20 protein-coding genes are annotated in these 19,220 nt (G+C 55.1%); 13 read left to right on the forward strand and 7 right to left on the reverse strand.

Going from position 1 to position 19,220, the window contains the following annotated elements; all coding sequences use genetic code 11:
- Positions 1-64: 64 nt before the first annotated feature.
- Together ACTG39_RS00390 and ACTG39_RS00395 are read right to left on the reverse strand one after the other, a co-directional pair.
- Positions 65-679: a DNA-3-methyladenine glycosylase family protein gene (locus ACTG39_RS00390; protein WP_439105532.1), complete on the reverse strand. Its 615-nt coding sequence runs from the start codon at positions 677-679 to the stop codon at positions 65-67.
- A gap of 59 nt (positions 680-738) precedes the next feature.
- Complete coding sequence (locus tag ACTG39_RS00395) at positions 739-2,286, reverse strand: long-chain-fatty-acid--CoA ligase (protein WP_439105533.1); 1,548 nt, start codon at positions 2,284-2,286, stop codon at positions 739-741.
- Positions 2,287-2,449: 163 nt separating this feature from the next.
- On the opposite strand from ACTG39_RS00395, the gene ACTG39_RS00400 reads away from it, so the two are divergent.
- Positions 2,450-3,034 (forward strand): DUF4136 domain-containing protein, encoded by a 585-nt coding sequence (locus ACTG39_RS00400; RefSeq protein WP_439105534.1) that lies wholly within the window; start codon positions 2,450-2,452, stop codon positions 3,032-3,034.
- A gap of 22 nt (positions 3,035-3,056) precedes the next feature.
- On the opposite strand, the gene ACTG39_RS00405 is transcribed toward ACTG39_RS00400, so the two are convergent.
- The 4 genes from ACTG39_RS00405 to ACTG39_RS00420 are packed head-to-tail and all read right to left on the reverse strand — an operon-like array spanning position 3,057 to position 4,949.
- On the reverse strand, positions 3,057-3,515 hold the full coding sequence (locus ACTG39_RS00405; protein ID WP_439105535.1) for a periplasmic heavy metal sensor: 459 nt from the start codon (positions 3,513-3,515) through the stop codon (positions 3,057-3,059).
- On the reverse strand, positions 3,508-3,927 hold the full coding sequence (locus ACTG39_RS00410; protein WP_439105536.1) for a hypothetical protein: 420 nt from the start codon (positions 3,925-3,927) through the stop codon (positions 3,508-3,510). Before ACTG39_RS00410 ends, ACTG39_RS00405 begins: the two co-directional genes overlap by 8 nt.
- Positions 3,914-4,462, reverse strand: coding sequence for a sigma-70 family RNA polymerase sigma factor (locus ACTG39_RS00415; RefSeq protein WP_439105537.1), 549 nt, complete (start codon positions 4,460-4,462; stop codon positions 3,914-3,916). Before ACTG39_RS00415 ends, ACTG39_RS00410 begins: the two co-directional genes overlap by 14 nt.
- A gap of 19 nt (positions 4,463-4,481) precedes the next feature.
- A complete protein-coding gene (locus tag ACTG39_RS00420) occupies positions 4,482-4,949 on the reverse strand; it encodes an EF-hand domain-containing protein (RefSeq protein WP_439105538.1) in 468 nt (155 codons plus the stop codon).
- Between the two features lie 208 nt (positions 4,950-5,157).
- Here ACTG39_RS00420 and ACTG39_RS00425 point away from each other — a divergent pair, with 208 nt between their 5' ends.
- From ACTG39_RS00425 to ACTG39_RS00465, 9 genes are all read left to right on the forward strand, one after another.
- Positions 5,158-5,787 carry a class D sortase gene (locus ACTG39_RS00425; protein WP_439105539.1) on the forward strand — a complete coding sequence of 210 codons (630 nt, stop codon included), beginning with the start codon at positions 5,158-5,160 and terminating at the stop codon, positions 5,785-5,787.
- 13 nt (positions 5,788-5,800) lie between these two features.
- Positions 5,801-6,358, forward strand: a complete 558-nt coding sequence (locus tag ACTG39_RS00430; RefSeq protein WP_439105540.1) for a hypothetical protein — start codon at positions 5,801-5,803, stop codon at positions 6,356-6,358.
- A gap of 99 nt (positions 6,359-6,457) precedes the next feature.
- Positions 6,458-6,961: a bactofilin family protein gene (locus tag ACTG39_RS00435; RefSeq protein WP_439105541.1), complete on the forward strand. Its 504-nt coding sequence runs from the start codon at positions 6,458-6,460 to the stop codon at positions 6,959-6,961.
- A 9-nt stretch (positions 6,962-6,970) separates the two neighbouring features.
- Complete coding sequence (locus tag ACTG39_RS00440) at positions 6,971-7,612, forward strand: hypothetical protein (RefSeq protein WP_439105542.1); 642 nt, start codon at positions 6,971-6,973, stop codon at positions 7,610-7,612.
- A gap of 220 nt (positions 7,613-7,832) precedes the next feature.
- On the forward strand, positions 7,833-9,440 hold the full coding sequence (locus tag ACTG39_RS00445; RefSeq protein ID WP_439105543.1) for a peptide ABC transporter substrate-binding protein: 1,608 nt from the start codon (positions 7,833-7,835) through the stop codon (positions 9,438-9,440).
- On the forward strand, positions 9,440-11,098 hold the full coding sequence (locus tag ACTG39_RS00450) for a peptide ABC transporter substrate-binding protein (protein WP_439105544.1): 1,659 nt from the start codon (positions 9,440-9,442) through the stop codon (positions 11,096-11,098). Before ACTG39_RS00445 ends, ACTG39_RS00450 begins: the two co-directional genes overlap by 1 nt.
- Positions 11,099-11,101: 3 nt before the next feature.
- Positions 11,102-12,037: an ABC transporter permease gene (locus ACTG39_RS00455; RefSeq protein WP_439105545.1), complete on the forward strand. Its 936-nt coding sequence runs from the start codon at positions 11,102-11,104 to the stop codon at positions 12,035-12,037.
- Entirely contained in the window at positions 12,034-12,921 is an 888-nt protein-coding gene (locus ACTG39_RS00460; protein WP_439105546.1) for an ABC transporter permease, read from the forward strand. The genes ACTG39_RS00455 and ACTG39_RS00460 overlap by 4 nt, the downstream gene beginning before the upstream one ends.
- A gap of 5 nt (positions 12,922-12,926) precedes the next feature.
- A complete protein-coding gene (locus tag ACTG39_RS00465; RefSeq protein ID WP_439105547.1) occupies positions 12,927-14,510 on the forward strand; it encodes an ABC transporter ATP-binding protein in 1,584 nt (527 codons plus the stop codon).
- Positions 14,511-14,512: 2 nt separating this feature from the next.
- Here ACTG39_RS00465 and ACTG39_RS00470 read toward each other — a convergent pair whose 3' ends face one another.
- On the reverse strand, positions 14,513-16,279 hold the full coding sequence (locus ACTG39_RS00470) for a DUF885 domain-containing protein (protein WP_439105548.1): 1,767 nt from the start codon (positions 16,277-16,279) through the stop codon (positions 14,513-14,515).
- Between the two features lie 112 nt (positions 16,280-16,391).
- On the opposite strand from ACTG39_RS00470, the gene ACTG39_RS00475 reads away from it, so the two are divergent.
- From ACTG39_RS00475 to ACTG39_RS00485, 3 genes are all read left to right on the forward strand, one after another.
- Positions 16,392-17,243 (forward strand): class I SAM-dependent methyltransferase, encoded by an 852-nt coding sequence (locus tag ACTG39_RS00475; protein ID WP_439105549.1) that lies wholly within the window; start codon positions 16,392-16,394, stop codon positions 17,241-17,243.
- 26 nt (positions 17,244-17,269) lie between these two features.
- Positions 17,270-18,460, forward strand: coding sequence for a formate-dependent phosphoribosylglycinamide formyltransferase (purT, locus tag ACTG39_RS00480; RefSeq protein WP_439105550.1), 1,191 nt, complete (start codon positions 17,270-17,272; stop codon positions 18,458-18,460).
- A 106-nt stretch (positions 18,461-18,566) separates the two neighbouring features.
- Positions 18,567-19,022 carry an Hsp20 family protein gene (locus ACTG39_RS00485; RefSeq protein WP_439105672.1) on the forward strand — a complete coding sequence of 152 codons (456 nt, stop codon included), beginning with the start codon at positions 18,567-18,569 and terminating at the stop codon, positions 19,020-19,022.
- Positions 19,023-19,220: the final 198 nt, after the last annotated feature.

Consider the following 19,220-nt stretch of genomic DNA (forward strand, 5'->3'; position numbering starts at 1 on the left):
CATTTATGGATCACCAAGTGATGGACTGGCGGCCCTAAAGCCAATCATGGCTCAAAGTGTATCCTCAACTGTGTAAGTAGTGTCGCCAGAATATTCCCGTGGCAACACTGCGATAGGGACGATAACGCTCCCCCAAGCTCTCCAGCCAGCCCGGGTCAGGCTTTTCCGAAATCTGTTTGACCGCGACGGCCGCCTTGACCAAAGCCAGGTCACCAACGGGCCATAAGTCGGGCCTGCGCAGTGCCAGCATAAGATAAACATCGGCGGTCCAGTTACCAATACCCGTCACCGCCGTGAGTAATTCACGAACCTCTGCATCGTCTCTGCGACCCAGAGTTTGAATGGGCAAATCCCCTGCAATTATCGCCTCGGCTACTAATCGGGTATAGCGAATTTTCTGACGACTGACGCCCGCTGACCTCAGCGCGACATCAGACAGGGCAAGATAGTTTTCTTCTCTGAACTCAGGGAGTAACAAGGAGACTTTATCAAAAGTGGCCTTGGCGGAAGCCAGCGACACCTGCTGTTCAAAAATTATGTAAACCAGCGTCGCAAAACCGGTCGGGCGAGAAAGGAGTTTCGGCGCGCCGTGACGATGAACGATCTGTGCAAGATCCGCATCGTCAAGAATAAGTTTCTCAACTGCCTCGGCATAGCTGCGCTGGGTCAGTCGCAGCATGGTTTGACTGAGCGCAAAGCTAGTTCCCGTTGTTTACAAACTTCCAGTGCGGGCGCAGCCTAATTCGCACCCTCTGCCAAAAACTCGTCGCGAAGTAATCTCTTAAGGATCTTGCCACTGGGATTTCGGGGAATACTGTCTACAAATCGCACTGCGGTGGGCTGTTTAAATCGCGCCAACTTGCCCTGGCAAAAAGCCATCACCGAGCTTTCTTCCAGAGCAGCATTTCCGGGGACAATAATTGCGAGGGGGCTTTCCCCCCACTTTTCGCTGGGCAAACCGATCACCGCTGCGTCCGCAACATCATCGTGCTGCATGAGGACATTCTCGATTTCAGCGGGATAGACGTTTTCGCCACCGGAAATAATCATGTCCTTCTTGCGATCGCAAATCGTGACAAAACCTTCCGCATCCATGGTGGCGATGTCGCCGGTATGCAGCCAGCCGTCACGCAGCGTTTCCGCGGTGGCATCCGGACGATTCCAGTATTCCTTCATGATGTGACGAGCGCGAAGCAGAATCTCGCCCGTTTCACCCGCCGCTACTGTATCGCCATGCCCATCAACAACTTTTGCCTCGGTATGAAAAAACGCGCGTCCCGCAGAACCCACACGACTCAGGGAGTCTTCGCCGACGATCAAACAGCCGGGGCCGCCACTCTCGGTTAAGCCATACACCTGATGAATCTCTATACCCAGGTCTGTGAACGCGTTGATAGTCGCTACGGGCACCGGCGCAGCGCCACAAATAATATTTCTTACGCTGGAGTGGTCGTACTTTTCTCGCCCGGGTACCTGCAGCATAAAGTTCAGCATGGCGGGAACCGCGAGACTGGTATCAATGCGCTCGGACTCAAACAACTGCCAGACTTTCAGGGGATCAAAGTCACGCAATATGACCATGGTGTTTCCGCGGTAAACCGCGCCGATCATGGGAGTGAGAGCGCCTACGTGGAAAAGCGGTAGTAACAATAGGTAGCGATCCGTACCGCGAAGATCACCCGTATTAACCACGCTAATAATGGCCCAAAATACGGTTTCATGGGTATGCACCACTCCCTTTGGCAGCCCTGTGGTACCCGAGGTGTACATGATAAAGAGGTTGTTCTCAGCCACCGCTAGCTCTGCAGGCTCGTCAACCGGCTGCTGCGCCAGCAAGCGCTCGTAGTGCCTGGCAAAATCCGGAGCCTCGGAACCAATGGCAACCCAGTGCTCAACATCGCTACCTACCACGCCCCTGGAATGCAGATCTTCTGCTAGCCCCACAAAGTCCGTATCAAAAATTAGCGCCTTAGCGCCGCCGTCTTTGAGAATAAACGCCAGCTCATCGGCCGTGAGGCGCCAATTCAAAGGCATGATTACCAGTCCGACTTTTGCGGGCCCAAAAAAACTCTCGATAAACTGATGCCCGTTATAGGCAAGCACAGCAACCCGGTCGCCAGGCTCCAGCCCCATGCCAGTCAGGGCATGACACAGTTGATTGGCCCGCGCGTTCTCTTCCTGAAAACTGACACGGCGCTCCGCCTTCACGTCGTAGAGCATTTCCTGTTGCGGATTCAATCTCGCCCGGGTTGCGAGAAACTGACCGATGTTCATATCCGAATTCATAGCGCCTATCCGTTGTTTTTAATTTTGACGGGGTTCGGGGACAAGCGTAGACCAGACTTACACACTTGGAAACACAAGCTTCCGCATTTTAGTCAGCAACGTCGCGTGATATTGTGTGGCCACTTTGTAGTTTCCGCACTTCTAACAATCAGAGCCCCCTATCATGACAAGAACTTTCCTAGCGATTTTTGTCGTTTTGGCCATCGCCGGCTGCAGCTCCAACCCCCCAGTGATTGATTACGACAGCAGCATCGACTTCTCCGGCTATAGAACCTATGCCTTTATCAGCGATCATCCCTTGATGCGCGCCGAGGGCGCACCTCCTATCTCTCCTCTTCTTGAGGGTCGCTTAATGCGTATTACTGAGGACAGCCTGAATGCCAAAGGGTTTCGGATAGTCGCTAATCCTGAAGAGGCCGACTTTGCCATCGGCTATACCTCAGGATCTCGCGATAAAATCAAAGTGAACAGCTATCCCGAACCCTACAGACCTTACTATGGTGGCTGGGGCTGGGGCGGCTCCTATTACGGGGGCGCTTACGGCGGTGGGTCCAATGTTGACGTTCAGCAATATACCGAAGGCACACTGGCTATCGATATTTATGATGTCACCGAGCACAAACCCGCGTGGCACGGGGTCGCCACAAAGCGCATCACTGATGACATGCGTCGCAATCCTGGCGAAGCACTCACGGAAATTGTGAATGAAATACTCGCGGGATTCCCCCCGGGCTCAATGGCTCAGTAGACCACTATCGAGGCCGACCCAATCATCGGATGCTTTCTGGTGAGCGTGGCGGCCGCTTTTCGTTTTGAGCCCTTTGCAGCGCCACTCTGGCTAGGGCCATACGCTGCTCTCTCGGCAACTCTTTAGAGACGGTCACCAAATTCTTGTGCATCAGGGCCTGATACTTTGCGCTGACTTCGCGGGACTGCTGTAAGGCCAGCTCCAAGGCCTGAGGATCGTAATCCTCGGCAGAAACTGCTTTACGAACCGCGAGCTGCGCCTTTCGCATATCTTCACGCAAGGGGCGCACCTCTTCCTGCTGCCCTCGCATCTGCCCCCGAATCCTTCGTTGGGTTTCTGGTGAAATGTGTTCTGTCATCCAGGCCATGGGCGGCGCCCCTCGGGGCGAACCGCGCATTTTCCCGATCACAAATCCAGCGATGAGCAGGTTCACAGCCAGAGAAATCAGCAAAGCGACCAGTATCATGTTGTTTCTATTCATACCAACTCTCTTCCGTCGCGGACAGCAGCAAGTTCCGTTCCTGTAGCTCCCAGTCGGTTGCCGAAGCCATATCCTGAGACTCCAAACCAATCGCCAAGCCCAGTACCAGGGGCAAGGTTGCTGCCACGACAGGACGCCACCACAACTGGGGCACATCGGGTAACAACCATTGCAAAAATCTGTCTGCAAAAGATCTGGGTAATGCCGCAAAAATTCGCTGCTCCATATCCGCGGTAGCAGGCACGTAGTTATCCAGCATCACGTCAAGCTCTCGCGCCGTAAAGAGTTGACTGCGCAACTCGGGAAAGGCCTCCAAGCAGGCCCGCATCCCCTCACGCTGATCCTCAGGCCAGCGCTCTTCACGGCTGCCATAAATATCCAACAGTTCCTGAAGTCGTTCAGGGGTCATCATGAGTTAGCAGCTCCTCTCTCAAGCGACGGCGTGCTCTGGCCAATAGAGATTCCAGCGCATCCACCGATACATCCAAAATGTTTGCCGCATCCCGGTTGGACAATCCCTGGTAGTGACACATCAACAGCGCACCGCGCTGACGTTCCGGAAGCCGCTGGAGCGCGCTGCGCACCCGATCGGCCTTTTCTTTGGTCTCCAGATCGGAATCGGGACCCGATTCTTGCTGCTCCAGCTGCGAATCATCGTCCGTAAACGACATCCGCGCATTACGCCTAAAGCTGTCCACACATAAATTATGAGCAATATTGTGCAGCCAGGTCGTGAGCCGTGCGCTCGCACTGTTGAAGCTGCCCGCGCGCGTCCATAAACGAACGAAGGCTTCCTGGACAATGTCGTCTGCTGCGCTGGTATCAGACAGCATTCGTCTGGCGTAACGAGCAAGGGGCTGCTGATGCGCCTCGACCAGCACACTGAACGCCGCCCGATCACCTTTGGCGACGCGCGCCACAAGCAGTGCCTCTTGCTCCCGATTCATGCAAGCCTGAACTCAGCGATCAGTCCTGGGACTGGCTACGCTCCCCATCACCCTGGCGATGCCGTCGTCCGCCACGCTTGTCATGCATGCTCTTCGCTTCGGCTTCACTCACGAACCCATCACCATCACTATCCAATCGCTGAAAGGCGTGATCCTGCGCTTCCCCACGGCTGACTACGCCGTTGCCGTCCGTATCCATTTGATCGAACATTTGCGGAAGCTGCTTTCGCATGTTCTTGTGACGTTCGTCAGAGGTATCCAGAGCTGACAGCATTTCGTCGCGAGTAATTTCTCCATCACCATCGACATCCGCCCGCTTGAAGATTCTTGGCCCGCCGCGATCACCCCGGGGCTGAAACTCTTCCCGACTGACTTGCCCATCGCCGTCGGCGTCCAGCTTCAGCATGCCGCCCTCAGCTTGAGCCATGGCCGTAATTGACGACAGTAGCGTCACGGTACCTGTCCAAAAAAGCAGTTTTTTCTTCATCTTGCTACTCCAAATCGTTGAGAGTGTTGACTGTCACTCAGTCATACGCGGCTTCAACAAAAACCCGTCGCGATGCGGAGGGTTCATTTACGACTTGAGATTCCCGTCTCTCGGGTCTAACGTAGGGGCAGGAGACACACAATTAAGTGCGCAGTTACCAGTACTGCGGCTAATCTCCTCGCTTACAGAAATCGTTAACGTGTCGGCTATGAATATAGACAATCAGTCTCACAAAGCGTCGCCCCTTTCGTTCCTTGAGATCGCCTGCTATCTCACAGGGGCGGTGCTACTGGCGTTGGTTGCCACGGTATTCCTGCGTAGTGAAGTGAGAGCTGCCCAGTCGCTCGAGGCCATTCCCGACATGCAGCTTTGGTCCGACATTCGCAAAGAGGCTTATCTTCGGGCTATCGACGCGGAAGACGCCCCAGTATTAGCCGTCCTTCGAGCACCCACACTGGGCTTGACTGTTCCTGTATACAACAGCGCCAGCGACCTGAACATGGATCGCGGGGCTGGCGTCATAGACGGCATGGCCTACCCTCATGAACCGGGACATATCGGCATAGCGGGACATCGCGATGGGTATTTTCGAATACTTAAGGATGTCGCTGTCGGCGATACTCTGGTTCTGGATACTCTCAATGGGGAACGACATTTTGTTGTAGAGGACTTGCGTGTTATCGAGCCCGACGAGCTGGAGTATCTTCAAGAGACGCAGGACCCTCGCCTTACCATTGTTACCTGTTACCCGTTCTATTACGCGGGAAATGCCCCTCAGCGATTCCTCGTCCGCGCCGCACCGGTGCTGGCACCCTCGACCGCTGGGCAGTCTTCCTGATAGGAGCTACATTATGAAAAAACATGTTATCGGCGCAGCCATCGCCCTCGCACTCAGCGGTCAGGTGTTAGCACAGGCTCCAGCCCCCACTTGTGACGACCTTGTGTGGTCAGCCCAAGTGCTGGCGGAAAATCCTGATATGGCACTGTCCTGCCAAGGGGTCTACGCCCGCAATGATGAGCTCTACGCCAAAGTCACCATTGAGCTAACACGCGTGCGAGGCAACCGACTAACCTTCCGCCCTAAGCACACAGACGGCTCTAAGGGAGCGCAACGCAGCATTACCGTAGACAACAGCTGGCGGGCCAATATTGAAGGCCGTACCTACAGCGCGGGTGAACTACTTCCGGGGCAGGAACTCAATGTTTACATCCCTGAAGATCGCTTTGCATTGGCAGTAGACGACGCCTTCGACGGCGATGAAGAATTGGTCAGCATTGAGGCCGCGACTGTAGTCTCCATGCCCACAACCGCATCGCCTCTCTACGCGGCATTAGGCGCTGGCTTGGGGCTGTTGGGCCTTGGCTTTTTGATGACAACACAGCGTCGCTTGCGACGCGCAAAAGCCTGAACCAAGATAATCCACTCGTATATCGATAACGGATGCCAGTCCCCCAGCCAGACCGATGAACTGCAGGACTGGCAGCTGTCTTAACAAAAGAGTGAAATGATGTTTGAACGTAAAAGCAACAAACCGCAGGCGCCGGACCCGAATCCCGCCGCCACTAACTCGCCGGAAAAATCCGTCGTGAATAAATCCACTACAACGGCAAAGCGCCCACAGGGAGTACTCGCAGTGATCGGATCCAAGGTTAAAGTGAACGGCGATATTATTAGCAGCGAAGACCTGCTGGTCGAAGGCGAAGTAACAGGCACTATTACCCTGTCAGAGAATGAGCTGATAGTGGGCACATCCGGTCGCGTGCAGGCCAACATCAGCGCCAAGTCCGTTCGCATCGAAGGCGAAGTCAAAGGTGATATCGATGGGAATGAACGTGTCGTCATCTGTGCTTCTGGAAACGTTCAGGGCAATGTAAGTTCTCCGCGGGTCATGCTTGAAGATGGCGGACGATTTAAAGGCAGTATCGATATGGGAGGCAGTAAGCCCGCTGTTGCGGCAAAACCTGCACCCAGTGCTTCGCCCGAGGTACACAGTATCGACAAGGCGGGATAAGCAATCCTCGTGGTCGGCCTGCCCGGTAAAAAGTCCGATCGCAACGGGGTCCCGACGACCATAGCGAGTCGACTGCTGCCCGTGATGCTAGACGAAAAGCGTCTTGCGTCGCTGCGCACACTCAATATTCTCGACTTTGGTCGAGCCCACAGCGGCAGCCTGGAATTCTTCAATCAGTTTTCCTGCCGGCTCTGTGTGTTAGATGCGGCCGACAGTCTTCTGGAATGGTCCGCAGGCCTCGAAGCCCGTATGGAAGACCCACCGTCAAACCAGCAAATGCAGCTGGAGCTCAGTGGTTTATTGTCATCCATGGGGGCCCTTCGCTATGACCTCGTGTTTTTTTGGGACACTCTGAATCATCTTCACGAGCACGCTCTTCCTGCATTTTCCGGTTTGTTGCGACGCTATCTCACTGCAGACTGCAGAGGTCACGGATTTATGCTGCATAAACGCGGCACTGAGCAGCAGCTCCGGCATATGGGTATGGCCGGTGACAATCAGGTTGCGGTACATAGCCAGTCACCCTGGCCCTTGTATCCGCACAATCGCAAAGTGATCAACGATGCCATGGGTAGCGATCTGCGCATTGATCAGGGCGTGCTCCACGGTGACGGACGACTCGAATTTCTCTCGGTCAGCGACACCGCATAGGCCGGAATCCTACCGTTAAAGTGATTTGCGCCAAGCGTTAGTCAGCTCCCCGCGCTTTGCGTATACTCGGTTTACGATTGACAGTTACCGGTAGTGACTCTTGTTTAGACTCTTGTTTAGACGCTTCCCAGGCGCATGCCCCGTGCACCGCACTTCCAGTGCCTCTTCAACCTTCTCTTCGTCGATTATTCCATGGTTTTTGCTTCTTCCATTCTCGTTAATGCTATTTCTAAGCGCCTGCGGAAGTGGCGAGTCCAATGTTGTGCAAGGCAATCGCGAGGGCGTGCTTCACTACGGTAACGGCAGTGAACCTCAGGGCCTGGACCCCCACGTTGTCACGGGCGTCCCCGAAAACATCTTGATCCGCTCACTGTTCGAGGGACTGGCCGTCAAGAACCCGAAGACTTTAGAGCCTGAGCCAGGCGTCGCCGAGAGTTGGGACTTTAGCGAAGACCGCCGTCAAATCACCTTTCACATTAATCCTGAGGCTCGCTGGTCCAACGGCGATCCGATTACCGCCGACGATTACGTCTGGAGCTGGATGCGGGCGCTGCACCCCGATATGGGCAACCTCTACGCCTACATGCTGTTCCCTGTAAAGAATGCGGAAGCGTTCTTTAGCAAAGAGATCTCGGATTTTTCTGAAGTAGGAGTAAAAGCTCCGGATCCCCTGACTCTGGTGGTCACACTGACGGAACCCACGCCCTACTTCCTCCAATTGATGGATCACTACAGCTCATTTGCGGTGCACCGCCCCACCATAGAGAAGTACGGCAAGTTCACTGATCGTTTCACCAAGTGGACCCGTGAAGGGAACATGGTGAGCAATGGTCCTTTTGAGCTCGAAGAGTGGAAGCTCAATCGTCGTATTACTGTACGCAAGAGCGATAGCTATTGGGGTCGGGATCGTGTGCGTCTCAACAAGGTGATCTTTTACCCCACGGAAAATGCCGTTTCAGAAGAGCGCGGATTCCGCTCTGGACAGTTACACGTAACCGCAACGCTACCGCTGGATAAAATCCCCGTCTATCAGGCTCAAGCGAACTCTCCCTATCGTCAAGACCCCTATCTTGGCACCTACTTCTATCTCATCAACACGGAGCGTCCTCCCATGGATGACGCACGCGTACGCCGGGCGCTGTCCATGAGTGTTAACAGGGACGTGCTTATTCGCTCGGTGCTACAAAACTCCGCGGTACCCGCTTATAGCATTACGCCACCGGGAGCTCTGGGATACGAACCACCCAAAACTTTCGACTTTGATTTGGAGAAGGCGCGCGAGTTACTGGCCGCGGCGGGTTATCCCAACGGTGAAGGCTGGCCCGGGATGGAGATTGTCTACAACACCCAAGAGGCTCACCGCAAAATTGCTGTGGCGGTGCAGCAAATGTGGAAGGATGCACTGAACATCGATGTGACCATCGCCAATCAGGAGTGGAAGGTTTATCTCGACTCTGTCACCAACATGGATTTTGATCTCGCTCGCCGGGGCTGGATTGGAGACTTCGTGGATCCACAGAACTTCCTTGACCTTTATCTCACGGAGGGCGGTAATAACAACACGGGTTACGCCAACCCGCAGTACGATGAATTCATTCGGCTTAAAGCGCCTCAGGCAAAGACCCGTGAAGAGCGATTTGCGGTTTTTTACGAAGCAGAAAAACTCCTCATGGAAGAAATGCCGATTATTCCGATATACACCTACACGAGTAAGCATCTGGTCCATCCCAGCGTTTGCGGACTCTCGCCAAACCTTATGGACTCTTTGAATCTCCGTTACGTCTGGCTCGATCCCGATCGCACAAGTTCATCGGAGCCCTGCGAGTAATGCGATTTTGCGCACCTCTGCCAGGCGCGCTGCTCATCGCGACACTTGTCGTCACAAGTATGGGATGCTCTCCGGGTGAGTCTCGCGTCGTCCAGGGTAATCGAGACGGGATACTGTATCTGGGCAATGGTACCGAACCGCAAACCATTGACCCCCATGTGCTGTCGGGTTCACCCGAAGCCAATGTTGCAGGCGCAATCTTTGAACCCCTGCTCACACGCAATCCTTCCGACGAATCCATCTCACCCGGAGTCGCCCAAAGCTGGGTTGTTAGCGATGACGCATTGTCCATTGAATTCCACCTCAATCCTGAAGCACGGTGGTCAAATGGCGAGCCGATAACAACAGAAGACTTTTACTGGTCCTGGGAGCGCGCTCTAAATCCACTCCTTGGCAACCAGTTGGCAAACGTATTCTTCGTGATTCGCAATGCGGAGGCTTACCACCTTGGGGAGATCGACGACTTTAACGAAGTCGGTATCGAAATCGTCGATGCGCATACCCTGCGCGTGGAACTGGCCTACCCCAATCCCTTTGCGCTCATCAACTTCACCTATATCTACATGGCGCCCTTGCATCGCGCCACCGTCGAAGCCCATGGCGGCACACGTCTCCGTTATTCGGCCTGGACGCGCCCGGAAAACATTGTCAGCAACGGGCCTTTTAGGCTCACGGAGTGGAAGCTTCAGCGATACGTTCGCGTGGAGCGCAATCCACACTACTGGGACGCTGAGGTGGTTCGTTTGAACGGTATCGTTTTTGTCCCCATCGAGGGCGCGACCACCGAAGAGAAGATGTTTCGAAGTGGCCAGCTTCATGCCACTAATATGGTGCCAAACAGTAAGACCCCGGGATATCGCAATCAGCCTGACTCACCACTCATTCAAATGCCTCAAATGGCGAGCTACTTCTACGTTTTTAACACCAAAGTACCGCCAATGGATGATCGAAGAGTACGTCGTGCGCTTTCGCTGACGGTAGATCGACAAATGCTTGCGAGCAATGTGCTCAACGATACGGTCATTGCCTGGGGCGGTTATGTACCCTTTGGCATGCCCGACTATGAGCCCCCAAAAGTTCCCACTTTTGATCCAGAGGAGGCCAAGCGCTTGCTCGCGGAGGCGGGTTTTCGCAACGGCGAAGGGTTTCCTGAGATATCACTCCTCTACAACACCAGCGAAGATCACCGCACCATCGCTGTCGCCGTGCAACAGATGTGGAAGAAACACCTGAATATCGACATTACCCTGGAAAACCAGGAGTGGCAGGTCTATCTGACGGCAGTGCGCGAAGGCAATTTTGAGATTGCACGAAGAGGCTGGAATGGCGATGTCACGCCAAATAGCTTCCTCGACTACATGATCAGCGATTCGCCCATCAACGCTACAGGCTTTGCGAGTGAAGCCTACGATGATTTGGTACTTAATCAGGCAAAGAGCACCGCTGATCTGTCAGAGATTATGAGTCTGTATAGCAAGGCCGAAGAACTACTCCTTAGCGAAGCGCCTTTACTCCCCGTTGCCACCTATACCGAAAAGCGCTTGGTGCAGCCTAGCGTCAAGGGTCTCCATGGGCGGATAGTCACGGGCTACATTTACAAATACGTGGAGCTCGACCCCGACGCCCCCGCGTGGACATGGCAATCACCGGAAACCTAACTTATGTGGCGATTCATCAGCGTTCGACTCTTGCAGGCCATACCGGTTTTGCTAGCCGTGATCACGGTGACCTTCTTTTTGGTGAGAGTTGCTCCAGGGGGGCCCTTCGACAGCGAGAAGGCTGTGATCCCCGAAGTGAAAGCCGCACTGGAAAAACAGTACCGGCTGGACCTGCCGCTCTTTCAGCAGTACACCGCTTACCTTGGAGACCTGGCCTCCGGGGAGTTTGGTCCATCGTTTAAATACCCGGGGCGCAGCGTCAACGAACTCATCGGTGCCGGCCTCCCCGTCACAGCGGAGCTGGGCTTTTATGCGTTGCTGGTCGCGGTGCTTATTGGGGGGCTAGCGGGTGTTATCGCCTCCCTCAGGCCAAACACGGCGCAGGACTACATTCCCATGAGTTTGGCGATGATCGGGATTTGCATGCCCTCATTCCTGCTCGGACCTTTGCTGGTACTGCTGTTTGGCATAGAACTGGAATGGCTTCCGGTATCTGGATGGGGCGATATCCCGGGAGACAAAATCCTCCCCAGTATCACCCTCGGTGCGGGCTACGCGGCGTACATTGCGCGCCTCTCTCGAGCCGGCATGCTCGAAGTTCTCTCGCAGGACTATATTCGCACGGCCCGCGCCAAGGGCCTGCCCGAATGGCAAGTGGTTACCAAACACGCTTTACGGGGAGGATTAATGCCGGTGGTCGCCTTTTTGGGCCCCGCCTTTGCAGGATTGCTGGCGGGTTCCTTCGTAGTAGAGACCATTTTTCAGATTCCCGGTCTTGGTCGCTTCTATGTTCAGGCCGCTTTTAATCGCGACTACACCATGATTCTGGGAACAACCGTGTTTCTATCGACACTTATCGTTTTCTTCAATCTGCTGTCGGACATCATGGCCGCCTGGATGAATCCCAGACTGCGTCACCAGTTGGGAGGTGCATCATGAATACGGACGTGCTCACCGACATTGCCGCCGCTGAAGAAGGCACCTCACTGTGGAAAGACGCCTGGCTACGGCTGCGTAAAAATCGTCTTGCCATTATCGGTCTTTGCATACTGTTGGTTTGCATAGTGCTCGCGCTGCTCACTCCTCTTATCGCACCTTACGCCTACGATGCGCAGGATCTTGATCTGGGAGCCACGCCCCCCTCTGCCGCACACTGGTTGGGCACGGATATCTTTGGTCGCGATATGCTCACCCAGATTTTGTATGGCGGGCGTATTTCCCTCGCCGTAGGTTTTATCGCCACTGCCGTCGCTTTAGTCATTGGCATTAGCTGGGGCGCGATCGCCGGCTATGCAGGTGGCCGGGTCGATGCCGTGATGATGCGCCTCGTCGATATCCTCTACGCCCTGCCCTTTATGATTTTCATCATCCTGCTGATGGTGGTCTTTGGCCGGAATTTACTGCTGCTATTTTTGGCGATTGGGGCTGTGGAATGGCTCACCATGGCGCGAATCATGCGCGGGCAGGTGCAGTCTCTACGCCAGCAGGAGTTTGTTGAGGCGGCCATATCCCTGGGGCTTTCTCCCGCCACAATCATTCGCCGTCACCTGATACCCAATGCCCTGGGACCCATCATCGTGTACACCACGCTGACAATTCCGAGCGTGATGCTTCTCGAGGCCTTCCTCAGCTTTTTGGGATTGGGCGTACAGCCACCGCAGACCTCATGGGGACTGCTTATCTCTTATGGTGCTGAGACCATGGAGGAATATCCCTGGCTCCTCATTTTTCCCGGACTGGCACTCACTATCACTCTCTTCTCGCTGAACTTCCTCGGCGACGGACTGCGCGATGCGCTGGACGTCCGCGGATCAAAGGACTAAACGCTATGGCCTTACTCGAAGTTAAGAATCTCGCGGTTAGTTTTGTCACCCGCAATGGAGTCAACAAGGCGGTAGATGACATCTCCTTTACCGTGGAGTCAGGCAAGATCACGGCAATCATTGGAGAATCCGGTTCCGGAAAATCTGTGGCCTGTTACAGCATGCTGGGACTCATTCCCATGCCCCCTGGCCGCATCGATAGCGGCCAGGCTCTGTTTGACGGCAAGGACCTTCTCCAGTGCTCTGAGAGGCAGCTGCGCAAAACTCGTGGACGGGACATCGCAATGATCTTTCAGGATCCCATGACCTGCCTGAACCCTTATATGACCATCGGCAAGCAAATGGTTGAGCCCATCGTGTATCACAAGGGCGTGAGCAAGTCCGAAGCACGAGCACGGGCTATCGAGCTGTTGGGTGAAGTCGGTATTCGCAATCCAGAAAGTACCGTGGATAGTTTTCCCCACGAGTTTTCCGGCGGCATGCGTCAGCGCGTCATGATCGCCATGGCGCTGATCAACGAACCCAAACTGTTGATCGCTGACGAACCTACTACGGCCCTGGATGTCACGATCCAGGCGCAGATTCTCCAGCTCATCGCCGACCTTCAGCGTACCCGGGATATCGGTGTCATTTTCATCAGCCACGATCTGGCAGTAGTCGCCGATATCGCTGACGATATCTGCGTCATGCAGCAGGGGAAGATTGTAGAGACCGGTGATCGGGAGGCGATTTTCAGCAATGCTGAGCACCCCTATACCAAGAAGCTATTGTCGGCGATTCCCGCGGGTACCAAGGTCGCTCAGGCGCAGGAAGCCGAGCCACTCATCAGCGTCCGCAATCTAAAGACCTGGTTCGAAGTTGCCGGCGGTGAAACCGTTAAAGCGGTAGACGACGTGAGCTTTGATATTCACAAAGGTGAGATTTTGGGCCTGGTGGGGGAGTCTGGCTCGGGCAAGTCAACCATCGGACGTTCCCTGCTACGTCTGGTACCGGTAAGTGACGGTCAGGTCACCTTCGATGGTACCGACGTTACCGCATTGGATGGACCCGCTCTCAAGTCCATGCGCCGGCGAATGCAGATGATCTTTCAGGACCCCTTCGCCTCGCTGAACCCACGTATGACAGTCTTCGATACCCTGGCTGAACCCCTCTTGCTCCACGGCATAGAAGATCGTCGCAGCGTAGCTGACGGGGTGCTCAAGCTGATGGACGATGTCGGCCTCGCTCGGGCCTTTGTGCGGAAATACCCCCACGAGTTCTCTGGCGGTCAGCGACAGCGCATCGCCATTGGCCGTGCCTTGGCAACGCGTCCGGCGTTCATCGTTGCCGATGAACCCGTGTCAGCGCTCGATGTAACCATTCAGGCGCAAATACTCGATCTGATGCTGGAACTGGGGAAAGAGTACGGACTCACAATGCTGTTTGTGTCTCACGACCTCGCGGTGGTGAAGCATCTCGCCGATCGCATTATCGTTCTCTACCAAGGCAAGATCGTCGAAGAGGGCACGGGCGAAACACTCTTTAACGCACCCCAAGAGGCCTACACACAGCAGCTTTTACAGGCGATCCCCGGGCGAGCCCTGCTGTAACGCTACTGATCAATGTCTGGATAAGGGTTCGGACCGCCCGCATCTATCCAGGCATCGAGTTCCGAAGCCAAGACCGTAAGGGGCACCGAGCGTAGTCCCAAAATAGTGTCGTGGTAGTAGCGTTGGTCAAAGTCAGCGCCGAGCACGTTCTCGGCCCGGGTGCGCTTCTCCCGAATTAGCATTTCTCCCAGCTTGTAAGCCAAGGCCTGTGCCGGCCAGGATATGTAACGATCTACTTCCGTAGTGATCTCATGTTCTGACATGGCCGCGTTGTCGCGAAGATAGGCGATCGCCTGCTCACGACTCCAGCCGTACTGATGCAGACCCGTATCAATCACCAGACGGCAAGCGCGCCACATTTCGTAAGTGAGTTGTCCAAAACGTTCGTACGGCGTGCGATAGATACCGATCTCACCACCCAGCCATTCGGTGTACAAACCCCAACCCTCGCCATAACCCGAGAAGTAGTTTTGCGCACGGAACTCCGGTATTTCACCCGGTGCTTCAAGAGAGATAGCCGCTTGCAGCGCGTGGCCCGGCGCGCACTCGTGCAGGGTCAGAGCAGGCAATGTGTACAGGGGCCGCGCCGGTAGATTGTAGGTATTCATAAGGCAGGCATTCAGGCCTCCACGACCACCGGTGTAAATCGGCGCAATTGCCGCCGGTACAGGGTTGATCGCAAAACGTCGCCGGGGTAAAAAGCCCAACACTTCGGAAAGTTTCCCGTCCATGCGTTTGGCCACGTAGGCGGAATAGCCCATCAGTTCATCGGGAGTTTTGGCGTAGAACTGTGGATCTGTGCGCAGGAACTGAAAGAACGCTGCCATATCACCGTCGTAGTCCAACTCCGCCAGGATCAACTCCATCTCGGCGCGAATCCGCTCCACCTCACGAAGTCCCGTGTTGTGGATCTGCTCCGCAGTAAGGTCCAGCGTTGTAAACCCATGAATTTGAGATTGATAGAAGGCTTCGCCATCGGGCAAGTCCCGCGCCGCAAGGCTGGTTCGGGCCGCTGGTAGATACTCTTCACGCATGAATTGCAGCAGCGCTGTATAGGCAGGAACCACCTGCGTTGCGATCACCTCCCGTGCTTCAGCCCGAAGACGGGTCTGCTGCGCCTCATCCATCATCGCAGGAAAGGACTCAAAGGGAATCCAGAACGGGTTGTCGCTGCCAGGCAGAAGGTAGGACTCGATCGACTGTTCGCGACCCTTGAGGCTTACAGCGGGCACGGTATAGCCTCGAGCTACGCCCGCACGCATGTTGGCGCTGTGTTGGGCAAAGAATCGCGGGAGATCCTTCAAACGTCCGAGGTAGCGCCGGTAACTGTCCGCATCGGAAAACCCTCCATTCTGGGGGTGCAAGCCCGCCCAGAAAAAGCTGTCGGAGTTTAAGGGCGCTTCGTAGGTCTTATAGCGGACGTTGTTTGCAAGGGTCTCAATAATCTGACGAAAAACCGCAGCGTTGATCGCTTCCTCACTGCTGAGCGCGGTGGCGTCAATGCGATCAAGCTCGCCCAGCGCGGCCTCCCAATAGTCGAGGCGCCGCTGCTGAGCGGCATAGCCAACGTCAGGCAAGCTCGCTTTCTTAATCCACTTGCCCTGCTCATTGCGCTCCTTTCCGAACTCGTTCTGTCGCCATGCCCACTCCCGTTCATACAATGCCGACAATTGCGCGTCAGCGTTGGAGGTCGAGGTCGAATCCTCACTCGTGGTGGTACTGCAGGCGGACAGCACGAACAGAACAATCAAAGCAGCGGTTATTCTCATGGAAAGGAGATCTCTGATAGCAATTATTCTCTTCACGATACGTCAGGGACCTCAGGTTCTCAATTCCCCCTTTGTTCGGTTTACACTTAGGCCCCGACTATGAGGTGCCCTGATGAATAACGAAGAACAGATTGCTTACTGGAATGGTGATGCAGGTCGGAAATGGGCCCAGCGTGACGCCATGATGTCCCGAATGCTGGCTCCCGTGGCCGAGGCGCTCATGGATCACGCCCAAGTCGAAACAGCGAAAGCCGTTTTGGATGTGGGTTGTGGTGGTGGCAGCGAAACACTGATGCTCGCCAAACGTCTGGGGCCCGAGGCCTGCGTGCTTGGCGTCGATGTTTCGGCCCCCTTACTTGAAGTTGCCCGCGGCGAGCTCGCGAGTCTGGGTGATGCGGGTAAGGGCGTAGGTTTTGTCGAAGGGGACGCTTCGAGCCACGATTTTGGGGAAAATCAATTTGACCTGTTGTTTTCACGCTTTGGCGTCATGTTCTTCGAAGATGCCACCGCGGCCTTTGCTCATCTTCGCGGCGCCATGCAGCCGGGCGGTCGTCTGGCCTTTGCCTGCTGGCAAGCTTTAGCGAACAACCCTTGGACAGCATTGCCACTGAAGGCCGCCTTGTCTGTGCTACCGCCGCCGCCTAAGCCTCAACCGCGCAGTCCCGGGCCTTTTGCCTTCGCTGAACCCGAGTACATCGAAGAGCTGCTGGGCAATGCCGGCTGGCAGGATGTCGTCGTAACACCTCACACAATCAGCATGGACTGGGAGGGTAGTGGCGGCTTTGATGCCACCGCGCGCGAGTTGGTCAACACAGGACCGGTGGGCCGACTGTTAATTGATGTCGACGACGAAACACGGGAGGCCGTGCACGCTGCCACCGCAGAGGCTCTGGCCCCCTACTACCAAAATATGCAGCTGTCCTTACCCGGCGCCGTGTGGTTGGTGACAGCGAAAAACACCTAATCAAATAAAGAGCGAGACAAAGCAACATGCCAACAATTGGAACTCCCTTCGCAGCCTCTGCAACGCGGGCACTTCTCTGTGGTGCCGGCGAACTCGGTAAGGAAGTCGCTATCGAGCTTCAGCGTCTGGGCATAGAGGTCATCGCCTGCGATCGCTACGCCAATGCGCCGGCGATGCAGATCGCAGACCGCAACTATGTCTTTCCCATGCTTGACGGGGAGCGTCTGCGCGCAGTGATAGAGATGGAAAAACCAGACTTTATTGTCCCAGAAATCGAAGCCATCGATACGGGCACCCTCGCGCAGCTTGAGGACGAGGGCTTTAATGTTGTGCCCTCCGCCCGCGCGGCTCAGCTCACCATGAATCGCGAAGGAATTCGACGGCTGGTGGCGGAGTCTCTGGATATTCTCACATCACCTTATCGCTTTGCAGACACACAAGAGGCATTCGCAAAAGCGATCGACGAAATTGGCATGCCCTGCGTGGTAAAGCCCATTATGAGTTCTTCGGGAAAAGGCCAGAGCGTGGTTCGCAGCGCGGAAGATATTCTGGCTTCCTGGGAGATCGGCCAGGAAGGCGGGCGAGCGGGTGCAGGGCGTCTCATCGTCGAGGGCTTTGTGGACTTTGACTACGAAATCACTTTATTGACGGTACAGCACATCTCGGGGGTCAGTTTTTGTGCACCCATTGGTCACCGTCAGGAGGACGGCGATTATCGTGAGTCCTGGCAACCGCACCCCATGGACCCCGATGTTCTCAAGCAATGCGAAGATATTGCGGCGCGTGTTACCGGAGCCCTGGGTGGCAAGGGTTTATTTGGGGTCGAGTTCTTCATCAGTGGTAAAGATGTTTACTTTAGTGAAGTATCTCCTCGCCCTCACGACACCGGGATGGTGACACTCATATCGCAGGATCTGTCAGAGTTCGCTCTGCACGTCAGGGCGTTTTTGGGACTACCCATACCGGGCATCAACCTCTTCGGCCCCTCGGCGTCGGCGGTGATCCTCCCCGAGGGCGATTCGGACAACATCGAGTACGGCAATCTCGCCGCGGCATTGGGTCAGCCCCACACGGATCTGCGCCTTTTTGGCAAACCCAGCCTTGCCGGGCGAAGACGCATGGGCGTTACCCTAGCGCGGGATGAAGATACCGATAGTGCGCGGCGCAAAGCGCGCACCGCGGCCGCTGCAGTGAAGGTCAGCCTCCTAACATCGTGATCCCGCATCGCTCTTGAAAAAACTTTAAGCGTCCCCAGATAAGAAACACGGGTGCTCAATTGGGAGGCCCGTTTAAACAATATTGCTTCTTCTGGAGAATATGAATATGCGAAACACCATTGATCTTTCACCCCTGTATCACTCAGCTATCGGCTTTGATCGCATGGCATCCCTGTTGGATTCTGTTGCGCGAGACAGCAAGCCCAGCTACCCGCCCTACAACATAGAGCAGGTCGAAGAGAACCAGTACCGTATTACCATGGCAGTCGCCGGTTTCACCGAAAGTGAACTAGAGATTACCAGCGAACAAAACAGTCTCGTCATCAGCGGGCGCCAACAGGCAGAGGGCGAGAGCCGGAACTACCTGCACCGAGGTATTGCTACACGCGATTTTGAGCGCAGGTTTCAGCTTGCCGAGCACGTGAAAGTGGTCGCAGCGAAACTTGAAAATGGCCTCCTGCATGTTGCCTTGGAGCGAGAAATACCCGAGGCCATGAAGCCGCGGAAAATCACCATCGAAGCCATGGATAACAGCAGCCTACTTGAGAAAAACGCTGCTTAAGATCTGTCATAGAGCGCACACGCGCTCGAACCTCTCAAAGAGCCGGGCATTACTGCCCGGTTTTTTTATTTATATGTTTCTCTCTTGGTCCGCATCTAAGCTAAAAACGAGAAATACTGTTGTCAGAACGATCTCATCTATCTGCTGCCTCACCTCTTACTCCAAACGCCTGCGACAGATCTTCGGAGCATTACCGCA

The organism is Congregibacter sp., from assembly GCF_965662665.1.
GTDB lineage: Bacteria > Pseudomonadota > Gammaproteobacteria > Pseudomonadales > Halieaceae > Congregibacter.